8 protein-coding genes are annotated in these 17,648 nt (G+C 37.4%); 1 reads left to right on the forward strand and 7 read right to left on the reverse strand.

The window, feature by feature from the left end; genetic code table 11:
- Window positions 1–30 precede the first annotated feature (30 nt).
- The 3 genes from HDC90_RS13765 to HDC90_RS13775 form a co-directional block, all read right to left on the reverse strand.
- On the reverse strand, window positions 31–4,155 hold the full coding sequence (locus tag HDC90_RS13765; protein ID WP_184467264.1) for a two-component regulator propeller domain-containing protein: 4,125 nt from the start codon (window positions 4,153–4,155) through the stop codon (window positions 31–33).
- A 197-nt stretch (window positions 4,156–4,352) separates the two neighbouring features.
- Entirely contained in the window at window positions 4,353–8,174 is a 3,822-nt protein-coding gene (locus HDC90_RS13770; protein WP_221451850.1) for a TIM-barrel domain-containing protein, read from the reverse strand.
- Between the two features lie 411 nt (window positions 8,175–8,585).
- Complete coding sequence (locus HDC90_RS13775; RefSeq protein WP_184467268.1) at window positions 8,586–10,088, reverse strand: glycoside hydrolase family 28 protein; 1,503 nt, start codon at window positions 10,086–10,088, stop codon at window positions 8,586–8,588.
- Between the two features lie 393 nt (window positions 10,089–10,481).
- On the opposite strand from HDC90_RS13775, the gene HDC90_RS13780 reads away from it, so the two are divergent.
- Window positions 10,482–10,880, forward strand: a complete 399-nt coding sequence (locus HDC90_RS13780) for a LytTR family DNA-binding domain-containing protein (protein ID WP_184467270.1) — start codon at window positions 10,482–10,484, stop codon at window positions 10,878–10,880.
- Window positions 10,881–11,076: 196 nt separating this feature from the next.
- On the opposite strand, the gene HDC90_RS13785 is transcribed toward HDC90_RS13780, so the two are convergent.
- From HDC90_RS13785 to HDC90_RS13800, 4 genes are all read right to left on the reverse strand, one after another.
- Window positions 11,077–11,862, reverse strand: coding sequence for an NIPSNAP family protein (locus tag HDC90_RS13785; protein ID WP_184467272.1), 786 nt, complete (start codon window positions 11,860–11,862; stop codon window positions 11,077–11,079).
- Between the two features lie 56 nt (window positions 11,863–11,918).
- Window positions 11,919–14,219 carry a S9 family peptidase gene (locus tag HDC90_RS13790; protein ID WP_184467274.1) on the reverse strand — a complete coding sequence of 767 codons (2,301 nt, stop codon included), beginning with the start codon at window positions 14,217–14,219 and terminating at the stop codon, window positions 11,919–11,921.
- Window positions 14,220–14,295: 76 nt separating this feature from the next.
- Window positions 14,296–15,744, reverse strand: a complete 1,449-nt coding sequence (locus HDC90_RS13795; protein WP_184467276.1) for an APC family permease — start codon at window positions 15,742–15,744, stop codon at window positions 14,296–14,298.
- 41 nt (window positions 15,745–15,785) lie between these two features.
- Window positions 15,786–17,564: a DUF885 family protein gene (locus tag HDC90_RS13800; protein ID WP_184467278.1), complete on the reverse strand. Its 1,779-nt coding sequence runs from the start codon at window positions 17,562–17,564 to the stop codon at window positions 15,786–15,788.
- Between the last annotated feature and the right edge of the window lie 84 nt (window positions 17,565–17,648).

The raw sequence follows: 17,648 nt of genomic DNA on the forward strand, positions 1-17,648 counted from the left end.
CATTAAAGAAAAACGCGCAAATAAATACGGTTATGATTTATCTTTTTTGCCCGTTGAATTTAATTGGATATGATTAGAAAAGGGCTTCCTGAATTTTTTAATATACTGCGATGGATTCATGTTAAATAGTTTATAAAACTGCTCTCTAAAATATTTAGGATCGGTAATGGCTACCATATAAGAAGTTTCTTGAATGGTTTTATCTGTATTGATAAAAATTTCGGCCGCTTTCCTTAACCTGATGAAACGGATAAATCCATTGGCAGACTGGCCAGAAATGGATTTTATTTTTCGGTATAAATTAGATCTCGACATACCCAAGGCGGTCGACAGGGTATCGATATTAAAATCAGGATCGGTAAGGTGTTCTTCTACAATACGGATACAGTTATCTAAAAACTCTTTGTATTCTGCAGAGATTTTAGTGTTGTTTGAGTTGAGTGTAATTTCATTATAAAAGTACCTTTGCAGGGCATTTTTACTTTTTAGTATACTGGCTACCCTTGCCTTTAAAAAATCCTTATCAAAAGGTTTACTAATATAATCGTCGGCACCACCTTCTATTCCTTTAAGCTTAACCTCTGGAGCAGAAATGGCAGTAAGCAAAATAATCGGGATATGAGAGATGGAAACATCTTCTTTTATTTTACTGCATAGCTCTATACCTGTTATACCGTCCATCATCACGTCGCAGATCACAATATCGGGAAGTAACTCTTTCGTCATTTCGTAGCCTTTTTCGCCGTTGCTGGCTTCGTAAAGGTGATAATCCATTCTAAAAACCTGTTTAAGGTATTCTCTTATTTCGATATTATCATCAATAATAAGCATGCTTTTTAATTCGATGGCTAGCTGGTTATCTACTATTTGCCCTTCAGCTGCCTCTACAATTTTATTAGCGCTTATCTCATCTTCTATCAATTCTTTAAATAATGAAGAGTCGGTATCGATTAATTCTTCCTGTAATATGATGGCATCTTTAAAATGGCTTACACCTCTTAATAAGGCAATATTAAAGGTGGTACCCTTATTTTCTATACTGGTATAGTTGATGGTTCCGCCATGCATTTCGATAAAATTTTTAGCGAGGTATAACCCAATTCCAAAACCGCCCTTAGCTGATTTGTTACCAGGGTCCTGATAAAATTTCTCGTACAATTTTTCTCCTGCCATATCGGTGATACCACAGCCAGAATCTTCAATACTAATGATTACATGCTCCTTACTGTTATCTACAAACATCTTAACACTGCCACCCTCTGGTGTAAATTTTATGGCATTTGAAAGCAGATTAAAAAATACGATTTCAATTTTTTCCCGATCAGCATAAAAAGCAATCACCTCATCGGTACAGCTAAATTCGAGTGTTACATTTTTTGAACGGGCCTGGTGTATAAAGCAAAGAAATACCTCTTTGCACAAACTCACCAGATTTATTGGTGCCACTTTTAACTTTTCGCCATAAGTATCTGCTTTTCTGAACAACAACAACTGATCTACCAAACTTAAAAGACGCTTGGCATTCCTGTATACAATATTTAAATCAGTAGTATCAACATTATTATCATTCTTATATAAAAGCTCTTTAACCGGATTGATAATTAAGGTAAGTGGCGTACGGAACTCGTGCGATACGTTGGTAAAAAACGATAGTTTCTTCTCGCTAAGCTCCTTTTCTTTTTCGCTTTCTACCTGGGCCAGTTTAATCTGAAATTTTAGGTTAGATTGATGCTCACGATATTTAAGATAGGCATACACAACGCCAAAGAAAGCCAAACCATAAAAACAAAAAGCCCACCAGGTGCGGTACCAAGGCGGTGTAATGATGATCTGCAGCGCATTTCCTTTCATATTCCAAACGCCATCGTTGTTTGATGCCCTTACCCTTAAGGTGTATTTACCAGGGTTTAAGTTGGTATAGGTAACTTTATGTTCGCTACCGCTATAATTCCATTTTTTATCGAAACCTTCGAGGAAATAAGCATACTGGTTTTTTTCTGAAAGTGTATAGTTCAGGGCAACAAAACCAAAAGAAAGCACACTCTGATCATAAGGCAGCGTGATACTTTTCGTCATATAAATAGGCAATTTTAAAGGAGAATCTTTACCGGGGAGGATTAGTTTATTAAAAACCGAAAAATCAGAAAAATAAACTGCAGGCGCTTCTTTATTGTATTTAAGTTGTTGTGGATTAAAGTAAACTATACCTTTATTGCCTGCCAGATAAATTTCTCCTTTTTCATTTTTACAGATGGCAGCATTGGCATAAACACCATCCTTTTCATCGTAATTTCTAACGGTTTTGGTTACAGGATCGAAAAGTGAAATACCTTGCTCGGTAGTTACCCATAGCTTGCCACTATTATCTTCCACCAGATCTGTAAAAACATTGCTCGCAAAACCATTTTGTTTTGAATATATTTCGAAAGTGTTTGTTTTAGCTATGTATTTATTCAATCCATCTCGGGTGCAGATCCAAACATTTTGGTGCGAATCCAGATAAAGGCTAATTACAATGTTATTGCTAATGCCACCTGCTCTAGAATTATTGATCATGTAATTGCTGAACTTTTTGGTTTTAGGATTAAAACGGCTTAAGCCGCTACCGTATGTTCCTATCCAGATATTGCCCTGCGCATCTTTCAAAAGGCAGTATAAATGGTTATTACTTAGTGAGCCCAAATTTTTAGGATCATTATAGTAATGCGTATAAGCCTTGGTTTTATCATTATAGATTTTTAAGCCGGCATCTGTAGCTAAATAATATTCGCCATCATTTACCTCTATCAAATCTCTAAAAACATCTTCGTTAAAAAAACTACCCAACGCCGAATGGTGGTGGTGATGTACAAACTTATTCTCCTTTTCGTTATACCAGTCAAATCCATTCTCGCTCATTACCCATAAGCGGCCCTTTAAATCAGCAGATAAGTTAATAATATCGTTGCTGGATAAACTGTTTGAGTTATTGGAGTGCGAAAGCCTGGTAATAGAGCGATTATTCGTATTATATCTATAAAGGCCCTTGTTGGTTCCTAGCCAGAAATTGTCACCATCACTAATCATCGATTTGATTTCTGCCTGCCCCAGAGGAAGTGAAATAAAATTAAATTTATATTGGTTAAAATCAATTTTGCTGAGGCCATTTTTACCACACAGCCATATCATCCCGGTTTTATCGCGATATAGACCTCCGTTGGCAAAAAATTCGAGCTCATCTATTTTTTCCCATTTATTTAGTTTTGTATTTACCCAGAATATTCCAGCGCTGCCTCCTACCAATAGTTTTTCGGCACCTAAGCTTAAAACATTAAATATTGAAGCGTTACCTGTCTTTCCGCTTGCGTAGGTAGTAAACATTTCATTTTTCGGATCAAAGCGGAACAGATCGCCTTTCCAATAGCATCCAATCCATATCATGCCATCATGATCAATGCATAGGGTCCAGATGTCGTTTGGATTTTTTTGATTGGCTATTTCCTTTTGTACGTAATTGGTAAAACGCTTTGTTTTTTGATCAAATTTATTCAGCCCCTTACTCCAATTACCCAACCATAAATTACCAGATGCATCTTCTGCAATAGCATTAACCGATTTTCCTTTAATGGCATACGGATTTTTTGCATCGGGCTGATAAACCTTAAAAGTTTTTGAGTTTTTGTTAAATAGGTTAAATCCATCATCGGTACCTACCCACAACTTATTCGTTTTATCAATCAGTACAGACCATACTTTATTATTGCTTAGCGAAGTTCTGTCGTTTTCTTTATGGTAAAAACGTTCAAATTTTTCAGTAACCGGATCGAACCTGTTTAAACCATTCATGGTACCCACCCAAAAACCCCCATTACTATCTTCTACCATCGCATTGATGTAATTATTGGTTAAAGAGGTACTATCACCAGCAATATTTACATAAACTTTAAAGGAATAACCATCAAACTTACAGAGCCCATTTTCTGTACCTATCCATACAAAACCTCTTTTATCTTTTAAAGCAACGGTTGTATTTTTAGACGGGAGGCCATCGTTAATGCCATATGTTTTAAGCACATAATGTTCTGGAATAGCGGTTTTACCTACTACCTGCGCACTAACACTGTTAAAGAACAGCCAGAATTGCACAATAAAACCAAATGCTTTAATAAATCGCATAATAAGGGGGCAAACCGATGGGAATAGCCGAATAAAAAATTAGTTTAGCGGGTGTAAATATACAATTTGTTAAATTATTGTTTTATCCAAACATATCTATCCACGATGCGCTCTATTCGAAAAAGATGTACATCAGAAACAAAAAATGCGGGACTGATAAAATCAGCCCCGCATTCGCGTTATTCATATTAACTTGTTTAAAATTTAACTGAATTAAGATTTTTATCTACCAACAGGCCTTCACTAATCTTAAGTCCAAATTGTACTTTACGTTTTGCTTTAAACTTCAGGATAAACAGATCCGTGGTTTCGTTTAAAGTATCTTTGTTACCTATGTTTACAAAGGTTGGATACAGCACCTTGGCGCCATTGGTGTGCAGGCGATCGTTGGTCAAATTATCCATCTGTTTCGTGTTTAGCGGCTGAACGCTTATAAAATCATAATCCTGTGCCTGGTATGGCAGTGCAAAACTTAAAGCATTTACTGCTTTCAGGTTTATTCCCTTTACTTTAATTTCTACAATTTCGTCTTTGTTGTAAGTTTGTTTAGCGGTACTAATTTCTAGTTTACCCGCAATTTTATCAATTTTAGCATCACTTACACCTCCTTCAAGCTGTGTAGCTACAACTGAAACATCGTAAGCATCAATCAGGTCATTTTTGTTGATATCACCATTGCTGATATAACCTTCAAAATCGGCGTCACCTTTTCTTAAACCGGTATAATTGATGTATGAGGTTAAATCGTTCTTATCAATTAAACGGTCATTATTGATATCGCCCGGAAGATAACTTTCGGTTCCAGGTACCTTAAATACATATAGCTCTCTGCCTGATCCAAAACCTCCTACACCATCGGCTACAGCAATTTTGATGTAACGGGCACTTGGGTGGCCATTGAAATTGAATATTTTAACATCACCATTGTTTGCCCACTCGAAAGTGCCTGCTGTAGTCCAGCTTTCTTTATTGTTGCTGTAAAATACAGTTCCTTTAAGCAAGTTGCCATTTCCCCTTCCATTGCGCGGCAGGTAATGGAATTTATCAAGCTGGTTAATGGTTTTAAGGTCTATAACCATATCAAACGGAATTGCTTTGGCACCCCATTTGGTATGCCACATATTGCCTTCATCAAAATCGAATAGATCGGAAATACCAGACCCACCCTGATTTTCGGCAGTAGTTTCGGCTGTTATACCCTGAATAGCAAATTCAAGCGGATTAGATTTGGTTGTTGCTTTAATTTCGGTCCAATCTGAGAAACCATCTTTGTTTACAGCACGCAATTTAAATGTGTAAGCTGTTTCGGCCAATAAGCCATCAAATAATAAAGCTGTATCGCGGATGGTGGTATAATGCATATCGTTAAAATCTATCTCATAAAAATCTGCATTGCTCACTTTGCTCCAGCTTGGAGTAAGCGTATAGGCTTCTCTGTTTTTATCACTCACCAGAGCGTTAACTGGCGCCGACAGTTTCCCTGTAGATAAACGTTGCTTATCTACAGGCTCGAATTTAAATCCGTCTACACTAAGTGTTATTGGATTGAGGGTAATATCGGTAGATTGAAGTTTAACCAGCAATTGAGGGTTTTTAATCATTGCTACTTTTTCAAACTCGCTTCCTTTTGTAGCAAAACGGTTTAAATTTGGTATGGCATCGTAGAAATAAACATCAGACTGTTTTAAAAACTCGTCTTTTGAGTTTACTTCTGTTAATTTCACTTTATTGCTCCCAACTTTTGCGGTTAACCTTTTTGGTTTTTCGGTAAGGTTGATCACAAATTCAGTTGTTTTTTCTTTCACAAAGCCATCAAAATCACCCTTTGCAGGTTGAATGGTAATAATGGCATTATTTTTTTGATCCAGTTCTGATTCGATTAAAGTAGAAGTGCCTTTTCCTAATTTATAAGCCTCTGTTGTGCCATCATCATCGTATTCAGTAAATGAGGTTTTTCCAAAAGGATACCATTCATAAATACGGTTTGCTTTATTGATTTCAGCAACATTGTTATTTGGATTCGTCATTGGGATAATCGCACCATTTTTCACAAAAACAGGCAATTTCCACAACGGTGAGTCGAAACTATTGAGAATGCTGTTTCCAGTATATTTTTCTCCGGTGAAATAATCAATCCATGTTCCCTCTGGTAAATAAATACCATTGCGGATATCGTTACCTTTTTCGTCTGATTTGGTTGCCTGATAAATCGGGGCTACTAAGAAAGAAGGTCCGTACAGATATTGATATTGTGTTGAAGTACCTTTGGTATAAGCATTTGGATATGCTAAAAACATCGCCCTGATAATGGGCAATCCGGTAACCGCTTCTCTGGCTATACTATAAGTATATGGAATCAACTCCGATTTCAGTTTTAAATAATTGCGGTTAATCGAAGCTATAGGTTCGCCCAGTGCATGCGGATATTTTTCGTTAGCTCCCCAACCGTCCATATTTAACTCCATTGGCGTAAAGGTTTTCCATTGGAAATCGCGTGTATTAACGGTTGGATTTTTACCGCCAAAAATACCATCCATATCGGAAGTAATATTGGGTTGACCTGATAAACCAGAACCTAAATAAGTAGGAATGTGGAAACGGATATATTCCCAAACGCCCCCAGTTTGATCACCTGACCAAACACCGGCATAACGCTGTGTACCAGCCCAGCCATCTAATGAGATGATGAACGGACGACTATTATTGCCATAATAAGGCATAATCTGTGCTACATCGGCAACGCCATTTAACCCAAACGAATAACCTGCACCAACCCATGCTACATCGGTTTTTAATACCCGAACACCTGCATCTCGGGCTTCCTTAATAATATCGCGTTGTAATAAGGGGCTTACTTCTGGTTTAGGATGAAGATCAGACTGTGTCCACAAACCAATTTCTACCCCGTTTTTACGGGCGTAATCGCCAAAACTCTTTAGGTTTTGAATGTTGCCATCTAATGTTTCGGTTTGGCCATAACCTGCACCATAACCATCATTTGGAAGTACCCAGCCCAAAGGCATATCGTGCTTTTTGTAACGATCAATCACGGCTCGCGCTGAAAATTGATAATTGTTTTTTTCACCGTTAAGCGATTCTTTTATACCGCCATTATCTTTCTGACTTTCTTTGTAACGTTTACCATCTTCAAACAAGGTTCCTTTTTCGTCTTCTTTCCAAAAATCGCGGTTGTAAGCATTTAAATGCCCTTGATAGAAACCAAATTTTGGCAATAAAATCGGATTTCCGGTTAATTGGTAAAAATCGTTCAATAAAGGTGCTGCCCCATCATTAACCATAAAAAAGGCATCCAGGTAATCAGTTTCGTGTGTCAGCTTTACCAGTCCTCTTTCTTTAGCACCAAAATTGTATTTTCCTTTGCTGAAGGTATACCACATTACAGCATAACCATTGGTAGACCAATAAAAAGGTGCAGGCGAGGCTACCCCCCCATCTGTCCAAGAGTTTTGGTTTTCGATGGAAATATTTTTTCCCTTGTGCGAGAAACGGCCATTCTGTACCCCACCACCATAAAAATATTCCTGTGGATTTTCTTTTAAACTAAGGGTTACTTTTCCTTTTTCGAATTGAATTGGCGCTAATTCTTCTACAACCACCGCCTGTGTAGCAAGGTTGATAATTTTGATCAGTGAAGTATTTTTATCAATAAGAACGGTAATTTTACCCGTAGATATGAATAATTGATTACCCTCATCTTTAATATCTAATTTTGAAACGGGTCTACGTGGATTTTCCACTAAAATTTTGGCTTCTGGTTTAGCTTCCGGATCGCGTATAAAACCTCCCGCAGGATCTTCGAAAAGGCGGAAAATATGATCGCCATAAAAATCTAAGGTTAAACGTTGATTATCAGAAAGCAATAATTCTACTGTAGTAGTATTAATCTTTGTTGCGCTAAGCACTTTGGTAATTTTTTGTGCTATCTGATCGGCTTTCTGAACTGCTGATTGGGCTGAAACAAAAAATGGAGCGGCAATTACAAAAAATGCAAATGCCAAAACAACACTTTTAGGTTGATTTTTGAAACTGGCTATTTTAAAGTTTTTGAAAAAATAATGCGGGGTCATTAAAAGTTTGATTTGGTTATGTGTTTATATGTTGAACTAGTTAAATAGTTTAGTTGCTGTGGGATAAAGTTAATAAACACATTAAAGTAACCAGTACGTTTTTGCAGACAAAAACCGCGCAATCGTTTGCCTATCTAATTTTTTACCGGAGATGGAGTGATGTTTTCTATCATTAAGAAATTAAAGATATTAAGGTCGTAGAAAGATCGATTTCATGGAATAGGCTCCGCGATCGTCCTCCTGAACTTGTTTCAGTATCTAAAAATGATATCCTCTTCATTAAGCAGTAAAGGATGTTTAATGATCCATAGTTAATAAACTAATGCCCATTGAACCAATGAACTAATAAATCACTTCCGAACTATTGTTTACCATGAACAGAGGTTTATTGCCAGTGGCTGATTTCACTTCGGTAAATTTTATCTTCTCGGCATCATTTACAATAATTTTCGACTGTTCTGGCAGTGTAATGTTCGTAAAAATCACATTTCTTAAGCGGTGAGCAGGATCTTTAAAGCCGTTGATATCAATAGCTGCGCCTGCATTTGAAGCCATAGACATATCGATATTTTTGAACACGAAATTTTCAAACGTTGGTATCTGTGGTGCGGCTTCGCCATCGTTATTGTAGTTAACTGCCGAAAAGATGGTAACCTGTAAAAGTTGACAATCTGTTACCGTTACATTTTTTACATAACCTCCCCTATCTTTTGTTCCTTTTATCTGCATGCCATGCAATAGTTTCCCAGCTTTACAATCCTGCACCAAAACATTGATTACCCCACCAGACATTTCGCTGCCGATCGAAATACCATGACCGCGTTTAAAATCGCAATCTGTTATCCGTACATTTTTGGTTGGTTTGGCTACAAAAAAACCTTCCGGATTTTTACCCGATTTAATGGCAATGCAATCATCACCTGTATCGAAAGTACAGTTAAAAATATACGCGTCAGTAGAAGAATCAGGATCTATGCCATCTCCATTGCGGATGTTTACGGTTATGATGTTTAAATTTTGACAGGTTATGTTATTACTATAAATATAATGAATGGTCCAGCATGGAGGTTCAGTAATTGTTAAATCAGACAAACTTACGTTCTGACAGTTCATTAAACAGATTAAACGTCCCCTACTTCTTATTCCACTGGCTTTGATCATCGCATCGCCAAGTTTTTTCCCTCCGCCACTAATGGTGCCTTTACCTGTAATTCTTAAATCTTTTACATTATAAGTTCCATTGCGGTTAAGGGTACCTGCATTGAGTAAACTGGCGTATGTTTTAAGCTCCCAGCCTTCAAAACGGTTTAGGATCATTGGCAAATAATCTTCTACAACTGTTGATCCTTTTAACACACCACCTTCTTCTATTCGGAGCGTCATATTACTTTTCAGATATAGGGCACCTGAAATGAAAGTTCCTTTGGGGATATAAACCGTACCACCTGCACTACAGGCATCTATTGCCGCTTGAATTGCCTTCGTATTACTGGCAATGCCATCTCCCTTTGCGCCGAAATCTAAAATATTGTATACTTTTCCTTTTGCCTTTGTTTTAAAACGGATGGAATTCAAAGCACTAGTCTTATTTCCTTTAATATTTACACTTACCATATACCAGGTATCTGGCATTAAATTTTCTATTGTATAATTGGTTTTTCTCGTAGCACCTTGTGCTTTACCATTTAAAAAAACTTGATAAATATTATATGGTGTACCATATTGTTTATCCCACAATAGGGCTACAGTATTTTCTGATAAGGTACCTGGGGCAACTAAAAGATTAAACGGATTGGTTGCAGTTGCAGCAGCTTTAAAAGACAAAAAAACGAATAGAAGCAACATTAAAATCCTGCGCATTTTATTAATAAGTATCGGTACAATCATGGCTAGAAACATTATTTGGTTAGCGAAATAATTTATAGGTAATAAATATCTCCTTACAAATATAAGCGACTTATCAGATTAACTGTTATGCGCTATAGGGTACGCTATTAAAACAATAATCCGCTTATAAAGGAGCTACGGAAAACTTCCATAGGTTTATTTATTGCAAGGAAAGAATCAAGATTATCTTATACTATCAAAAAAAATACAAAGCATAAAATCGTTTATTTTAACACTATTTGACCATAAAACATTGATTATTTAGATGCTAGGGGAAGTATTCTATATAATAAATTTAAAAAAGAATCGAATGGCAAGCATTTTGTAAGTGTTTGTAAAATTGCCGATTAAATGAATTCCCCAACATTGCAAACTTATAGCTGTGTAATTATAGATGACAGCCAAATGAGTATAAAAACACTTGAGCACTTTATTTCCAAAATAGACAAGCTCCAACTTAAAGGAAGTTTTACAGATACAATAGATGCCATGGCAGCCTTTTGGACTTACGGAAAAATTGATTTTCTTTTTTTAAATGTCCAAATGGAAATATCAGGAATTGATTTAGCCAGAATGCTTCGAAACAGCGTAAAATTTGTTGTATTTATAAGTGCCTATGATAATAAGGCCATAGATGCCTTTGATAAAGACAACTATTTTTTATTCAAACCCTTCGATTTTAAAAAGTTTGAAGACATGGTAAATGAGTTGATCCTGGCCGAGCATAAAAACAAAGAAATGCTTTTGTGAGTCTAACGACATCTGCTTTACCTTTCTACCATTGAGAAATTAAGAGCATACGTTTTTATGGATGAGTTAAAAAGTAGTCATTCTGAATTTATTTCAGAATCTTTCAAGTTAGTTTTCTGCCGCGGAAGCACAGATTTACACGGAATTGAATCTAGCTTTTTTGCTTTGAGCTTTGGTCTTTCAGCTTTTACCTTTCTTAAAAATCAGAATAGTCTGTCGGGTAAACAAATTTAGTATCGTTTTTAGAAACATTGTGCTGATATTCTGGCATTGCCGATAATTTCTTCCAATAATCATCTGCAGAGAATGCTTTCCAGTGTGCATCTCTATCTATTTTATTCTCGAAAGTAGTTAAATACATCAGGTTAGGCATGTGACTACCGGCGATTACTTCCCCATAAAATACGGCATTAAAATTTAACCTTTTAAATAAACCGATTTCGTCGCCTTTATTAAACATTTGAACTTTATTCTGAAAATATTTCTCTGTGGGCGCTTCGTAGCTTCTTAATTCGTACACCCGTTCTCTCATCGGCGATTTTAGATTAGGCAGCATAAAATGAGGTGCATCTTCAAAAGCTTTTAACAAAATGGTTTCTAATCGTTCAAAAGGAACATCTGTATAAACTGCATCCAGATAGATTTTACCATCAGCTGCATATTGTTTGTCTTTTGCTAGCTTTTTATCCAGTTCCAAAATCCCATTAAATGATTTTAACGGGATAAATACATAAATCAGTTTTTCTGTAACTAAAGCCTGATCAGTTACAATTGGTTTAAACACCCCTACTTTTTCAATTCCATTGCGGTGCAACGCAGGTAAATATGCCTTCTGCAAATAATCATCTACCGTTTTTTCTTGAGCATCGGTTTTTAAGTGGTATATTTTAAGCTGATAAATTTCGGTTTGTGCAGCATTAACCTGTAGCACGCTGCATATCAAAACTAATAATATAAATGGGTAGCTTATTCTTTTTAACATCTTATTTTACGCTGATCAATTAATAACGGTAAATCTATACAAAAAGAAATCAGCTTTTATTTCGTAACAAGAATATTGGGATTTGGTGGCTCAGCGTTGAGCAAGTGTTTCACAAAGAAATCGCGTTTACGCCTACGTCCATAAATACCTCCATCACTGTGTCCCATACCTGGAATGCTTAAAATATCGAAATCTTTATTTGCTTTGATCAATGCATCGGCAAGTCGATAGGTCGATTCTGGCGGTACATTTTCATCTGCTTCGCCAACAATTAAAAATAGATTGCCCTGCAATTTATCAGCATTTGTAATGTTAGATTGTTCTCCATAATGCGGCCCTACCGGATAGTCCATCCATTGCTCGTTCCACCATTGTTTATCGATGCGGTTATCGTGGCAACCACAGGCAGAAACCGCGGCCTTATAAAACTCGGGGTGAAATAACAGTGCACCTGTTGAGCTTTGCCCACCTGCCGAAGTGCCATAAATACCTACTTTAGAAATATCAGCATTTGGATATTTAACCGCCATGGCCTTCATCCATAATATCCTGTCAGGAAATCCGGCATCGGCTATATTTTTCCAACATACATCATGAAAAGCTTTAGATCGGTTGGCCGTTCCCATTCCATCAATCTGTACCACAATAAAGCCTAATTCGGCAATACTCTGCATTTCACTGGCTGGTAAGAAACTTTTAGGCACAAAACTATCATGAGGACCTGCATAAATATTTTCGATAACAGGATAAGTTTTGTTCACATCCATTTTTGAAGGGAAGCAAACAATACCCCAAATATCGGTTATGCCATCTCTTCCTTTGGCAACAAACACTTCGGGCAGTTTAACACCTGTAGCCAGATAAGCATCTGTTTTTCCATGTTCTATCTCGCTTACTTTTTTAGTGCTTGCAGTTAGCCTTAATTCGCTAACAGGTGCTACATTTACCTGCGAATAGGTATCTATATAATATTTACGGTCAGGAGAAAAGCTGAGGTTATGGTTGCCTTTTTCTGGTGTGAGGTTTACCAGCCCTTTTCCATCAAACCCAATCCTGTAATAATGGATAAAGTAAGGATCTTCATCAGCGTGCATTCCATTTGCCCTGAACCAAACCTGGCGTTTTACGATATCTACACTATCAATATCCCGAACTACATAATTTCCTTTTGTAATTAACTGCTGTTTTCCGGTTAAAGCATTCACCAGATAAAGATGTCGCCAGCCATCTTGCTCGCTCGTCCATAGTATTTCGTTTGTTTTGGGTAAGTACCTGGTATAAATGCGATTTTCGTAAATGAAGGTTTTGGTTTTCTCATCAATAATATTTTTAGTTTTCCCTGTTAAAACATCCACTTCAATCACCCTGAAACGCTGATGGCCGCGGTCTACTTTCTCATAAGTATAATACCTGCTGTTATTGCCACGCCAATGCAGTTCTGGTGCGCCAAAGAAATCAATCGGATCTGCATCTACTTTAATGGCAGTTTTTGTCGCAATATTAAAAACATAGGGCTGATAAGCAGTAAAGTCATCACCAGGCTGCATATATTCTCTCGATTTTAACTCGCCGCGTGTAGTACCAGGAACAGAACTTAATACATAATGTACTTTTTTAATTTCTTTCGGATCGATTTTATAGGCAATAATATTTTTTCCATCAGGAGACCATGCAAATTCACCATAAGGTTTTTCGGTATTGCCATCGGTGCTCAATTGGATTTCTGCCTTTGTTGCTAAATCAATTACAAACAGGTTGCCACCCCGAATTAAGATTTCACTTTTACCATCTGGGGATTTTCTTGATTCGCGGTTTCCTTGCCAGCGCGATCTCCGTTGCTGTAAAGGCCTCTTGGCATTGTAGCGATAAATACTGGTATCGTTTGTATTGGTTAAACTATAATCGTTCAGGTTTAACTGATACCAGTTCTCTTGTATTTTTAGTTTTGCCGTATTACCCTGATCAGCGAAATACAATTCAGCAAACTGAAGTTTTAATGGATCCTGTTTTTTACCCGTTATCTTTGCTATATTTTCGGCCAGTTTATTATTGTCAAATACAGCTTTACGTTTACCTGATGCAGCATCTACATAATAATATTTCCATGTTCTACCTGGAAGATTCTTTTTGTACCAAAATGCAGTGCCATCTTTTTTCCAGAAAGGAATAATATCATTATTGGTTGGAATATTACGCAATGCGGTATCCATTTTCATAGATAGTTGATAAGCATCTGCTACTTCAGCAGCACTCGGTGCATATGGCTGCAATCTGGCTTGCTGTGCCAGCAATTGAGCGGAAACAAAACTTAATAAGATGAAGGCTACTGATTTTTTAGCGGTTACGTAAATGCTCATTACAGATTTTTTGTGGTAAATATAGTGCTACAGCTTTGCAGACTTCCTTTAGATTTTGATGAATAACATCAATATTTTAACCGTTCGCATCGGCTGCATCTTTTATCTTCAGATCATGCCGGGCAATACTTCCTTTAATCAGGTAATAAACCGGAATACCAATTAAAGTGATGATCAATCCAGGCCATGTAAATTTAGGTTTAAATATAATCAGGAGGATACAGAAAGCCAGCCCCATTACCATGTAAATAATAGGTAATACCGGATAACCAAAGGCTTTATAAGGTCTTTCAGCATCAGGTCGTTTTTTACGGAGGATAAAAATTCCGAAAATGGTGAGCATGTAAAACATCACCACTACAAAAGAGATCATATCCAGCAAATCCCCATATTTCCCACTAATACACCATAAACACGCAAAAATACACTGTATCCACAATCCAACCCCAGGAACTGCATTTTTGTTGAGTGTACCCACTTTTTTAAAGAAAAGCCCGTTCTTAGCCATTGAGTAATACACCCTGGCACCAGCCATAATTAAGCCGTTATTACAACCGAAAGTTGAAACCATAATCATTAATGCAATAATGACAGTGCCCGCTGTACCAAAAATATGGTTGGCAGCAGAAACCGCTACCCGGTCTTTATCAGCATAGGCGATATCATGTAATGAAAGTACACCGGTATACATTACATTGGTAAGGATATAGAGTACTGTTACGATAATGGTTCCTAAGGCTAAACTCAAACCAATATTGCGAGCAGGGTTTTTAATTTCGCCGGCAATAAAGGTAACGTTGTGCCAGGAGTCGCTACTAAATATCGAGCCCACCATCGCGGCAGCAATAGCTCCGAAGGCAGCAAAAGTGGTATAAGAACCAATATTGCCATCGGCAGAAAGTGGTCCCAAAGCCCACATATTTCCCCAATTGGTTTTCCAGATACCTTTATTTAAAAAGAAAAGCCCGAAAGCAATCAGGCCAAATAAACTTAACAATTTAGCCACCGTAAAGGTAGTTTGGATTACTTTACCGCCATTCACTCCCCTATTGTTAATATAGGTGAGCAATATAATTACCCCAATGGCCAATAGCTGTGCTGGTGAGATGGTAAAAAAACCTAAATCGATAGCAACTAAATCTTCACTTAGTGCAGGCACAAGGTACGCGGTAAACTTGGCAAATGCGACACCTACTGCGGCAATAGTTGCGGTTTGGATTACCGTAAAAAAACTCCAGCCATATAAAAAACTAATTAGCGGGTTGTATGCTTCCTTTAAATAAATATACTGTCCGCCCGCCTTTGGAAACATGGCACTTAATTCGCCATAGCTCAATGCAGCAGTTAGCGTCATGAAGCCTGTAATGAGCCAAACCACTAACAGCCAGCCAGCGCTGCCTACATTCCGGGTAATATCGGCACTTACAATAAAAATACCCGAGCCGATCATACTTCCGGCCACAAGCATTGTTGCATCCATCAGTTTAAGTGAGGGTTTAAATTGTGTGGTTTCTTTTTCAATCATGTGTTGTTTGCTTGGTGGTTCAAATGGTTTGGTTGGTTTATTTATTTAAGCTTATCGTAAAAATGCCAGGAGGTTGTGAAATCGCGGGTTAAGGGCTGGTTGGTTAAAGTAGCCCTGATCATTTCTACAGGAATTAAGTTTTCTTTAATTACGGCATCGTGAAAAGCTTTAAAGCTCATTTTACCACTATCAACCAGTTCTTTTTTCAGTGCAAAAAGCTGTAGACCACCAGTAAGGTAAGCTACCTGGTATAAAGGGCTATAATCGCCTTTAAAAGATCTACGTACTTCGCCCTCGGCATTGGCACGTTCGTGGCCTACACGATCGACCAAGAAATCGACACACTGCTGAGGCGTCCATTTACCCAGGTGAAAGTTCAACGAAAAAAGAATCCTGGCGCAACGGTGCATCCGCCAGAAAAGCATTCCCATTTTTTCTTCGGGAGTTTTCGCAAAACCTTTATCGTAGAGTAAAAGCTCCCAATATAATGGCCAGCCTTCTACACTGAAGGGTGTTTTAAAAGGATCGCGATAGCTTTTATAACGGTTATTGATAAAATACTGATAATGATGGCCTGGTAAGAGTTCGTGCTGCACCGTTCCCCTTGAAAAATATGGGTTATTACCCCGCATACTCATTAACTTATCATCTTCCTCCATGGAATTTGTTGGGTAGGAAATACTGATTTCACGGCCACCGGTAAAAAATGGATTTACCAATTGGCGTTCTGCCGACATCATGACCATACCCCAGGTTTCTTCTGCCAATGCCGGAATGCTGATCAGATCGTTGGCTTTTATAAAACTTAAGGCATCATCCTGCAGTTTTACAATCAATTCTGGCTGTTTACCCAGGGGTACATAACTATTCTTGATTTTTTCCTGAGCCTTTTTCCAGTCATTTCCGAAACCCATTGCTGCTGATGCTTTTAAAAGTTCTTCATCGCAAAACTTAAATTCTTTTTCAGCAAGCTTAATCAGTTCTTCTGGTGTGTATGGAATAAGCTCCGCATTTAACTGCCTGATCAGCTCTTCCCTCCCAATGGGATTTCCCTTAATTTCTGATTTATTTGATTTTATAGAAAGAACGGTATCTTCTTTATCGTTAAAAAGTTTAGCATAATTAGTTAAGGCGAGATCTAACCTTTCGTAAGGTTTAGGTACCCACCAGGTAAAACCAGGCTCATAATCCATATAGAATTGGTAAAAGCCCTTTAAACGGTGTTTTAAACTTAAGGTTATGGCCGTGGCCATTTTAAGCTGGTCGGGTTTTAATATTCCTTTCTTAAAATTCAGATTTAGGATATCAACCTGCTTTGCAATTTCATCTATCTGAGCAGCTAATAAAGCCCCTTCTTTATAGGTACCCCTTCTTCTTAATTTTTCGAGGGTATAAATCGCATCGGCAAAAGTAAAATACTTCGATAGGGCATTATAATCTGTTTCTTCTTTAGCTAAGAGCCACATCGAAGATTCTATCTGCTTTTTAAGGAGGATATAATCTACCTTACCATAAATACTAAAACCTTCAAATTTGGCAGATTTTAACTTGCTTAAGTAATCGTTATTAATATCCTGCAGTCGTTTTCTTTGCTCCGGACTTTTAAAAGTAGTCATCGGATAAGAATAAGTACCCCCAGCGGAATAAGGATAGTAAAAATCGTTAATGGCATCAACATCCCTTTGGTAACCTACAATCAGCGTACCCATTTCGCTGGTCTGTTCATACAGGCTCTCATTTGGTGTTTGAGCCAATACAAAAGTGCCCGATAACAGGCTTACCATTAGCAAAATGGCAAAAAAGTTTAATTTGTTTTGCATTCGGAATTGGTTAAAACAGGCAAATAACATTTGCCTCCATTTGAAAAAATGGTTAACTTAATTTAATATAAAAAAAATGTTTCT

Source organism: Pedobacter sp. AK013, from assembly GCF_014205835.1.
Classification (GTDB): Bacteria; Bacteroidota; Bacteroidia; order Sphingobacteriales; family Sphingobacteriaceae; genus Pedobacter.

Bases quoted from the DNA above. Each gene is read 5' to 3' on its own strand.
- HDC90_RS13785 (WP_184467272.1), bottom strand. From the start codon at position 11,862: ATGTTAAAAAGAATAAGCTACCCATTTATATTATTAGTTTTGATATGC.
- HDC90_RS13795 (WP_184467276.1), bottom strand. From the start codon at position 15,744: ATGATTGAAAAAGAAACCACACAATTTAAACCCTCACTTAAACTGATG.
- HDC90_RS13790 (WP_184467274.1), bottom strand. From the start codon at position 14,219: ATGAGCATTTACGTAACCGCTAAAAAATCAGTAGCCTTCATCTTATTA.
- HDC90_RS13765 (WP_184467264.1), bottom strand. From the start codon at position 4,155: ATGCGATTTATTAAAGCATTTGGTTTTATTGTGCAATTCTGGCTGTTC.
- HDC90_RS13800 (WP_184467278.1), bottom strand. From the start codon at position 17,564: ATGCAAAACAAATTAAACTTTTTTGCCATTTTGCTAATGGTAAGCCTG.
- HDC90_RS13780 (WP_184467270.1), top strand. From the start codon at position 10,482: ATGAATTCCCCAACATTGCAAACTTATAGCTGTGTAATTATAGATGAC.
- HDC90_RS13775 (WP_184467268.1), bottom strand. From the start codon at position 10,088: ATGTTGCTTCTATTCGTTTTTTTGTCTTTTAAAGCTGCTGCAACTGCA.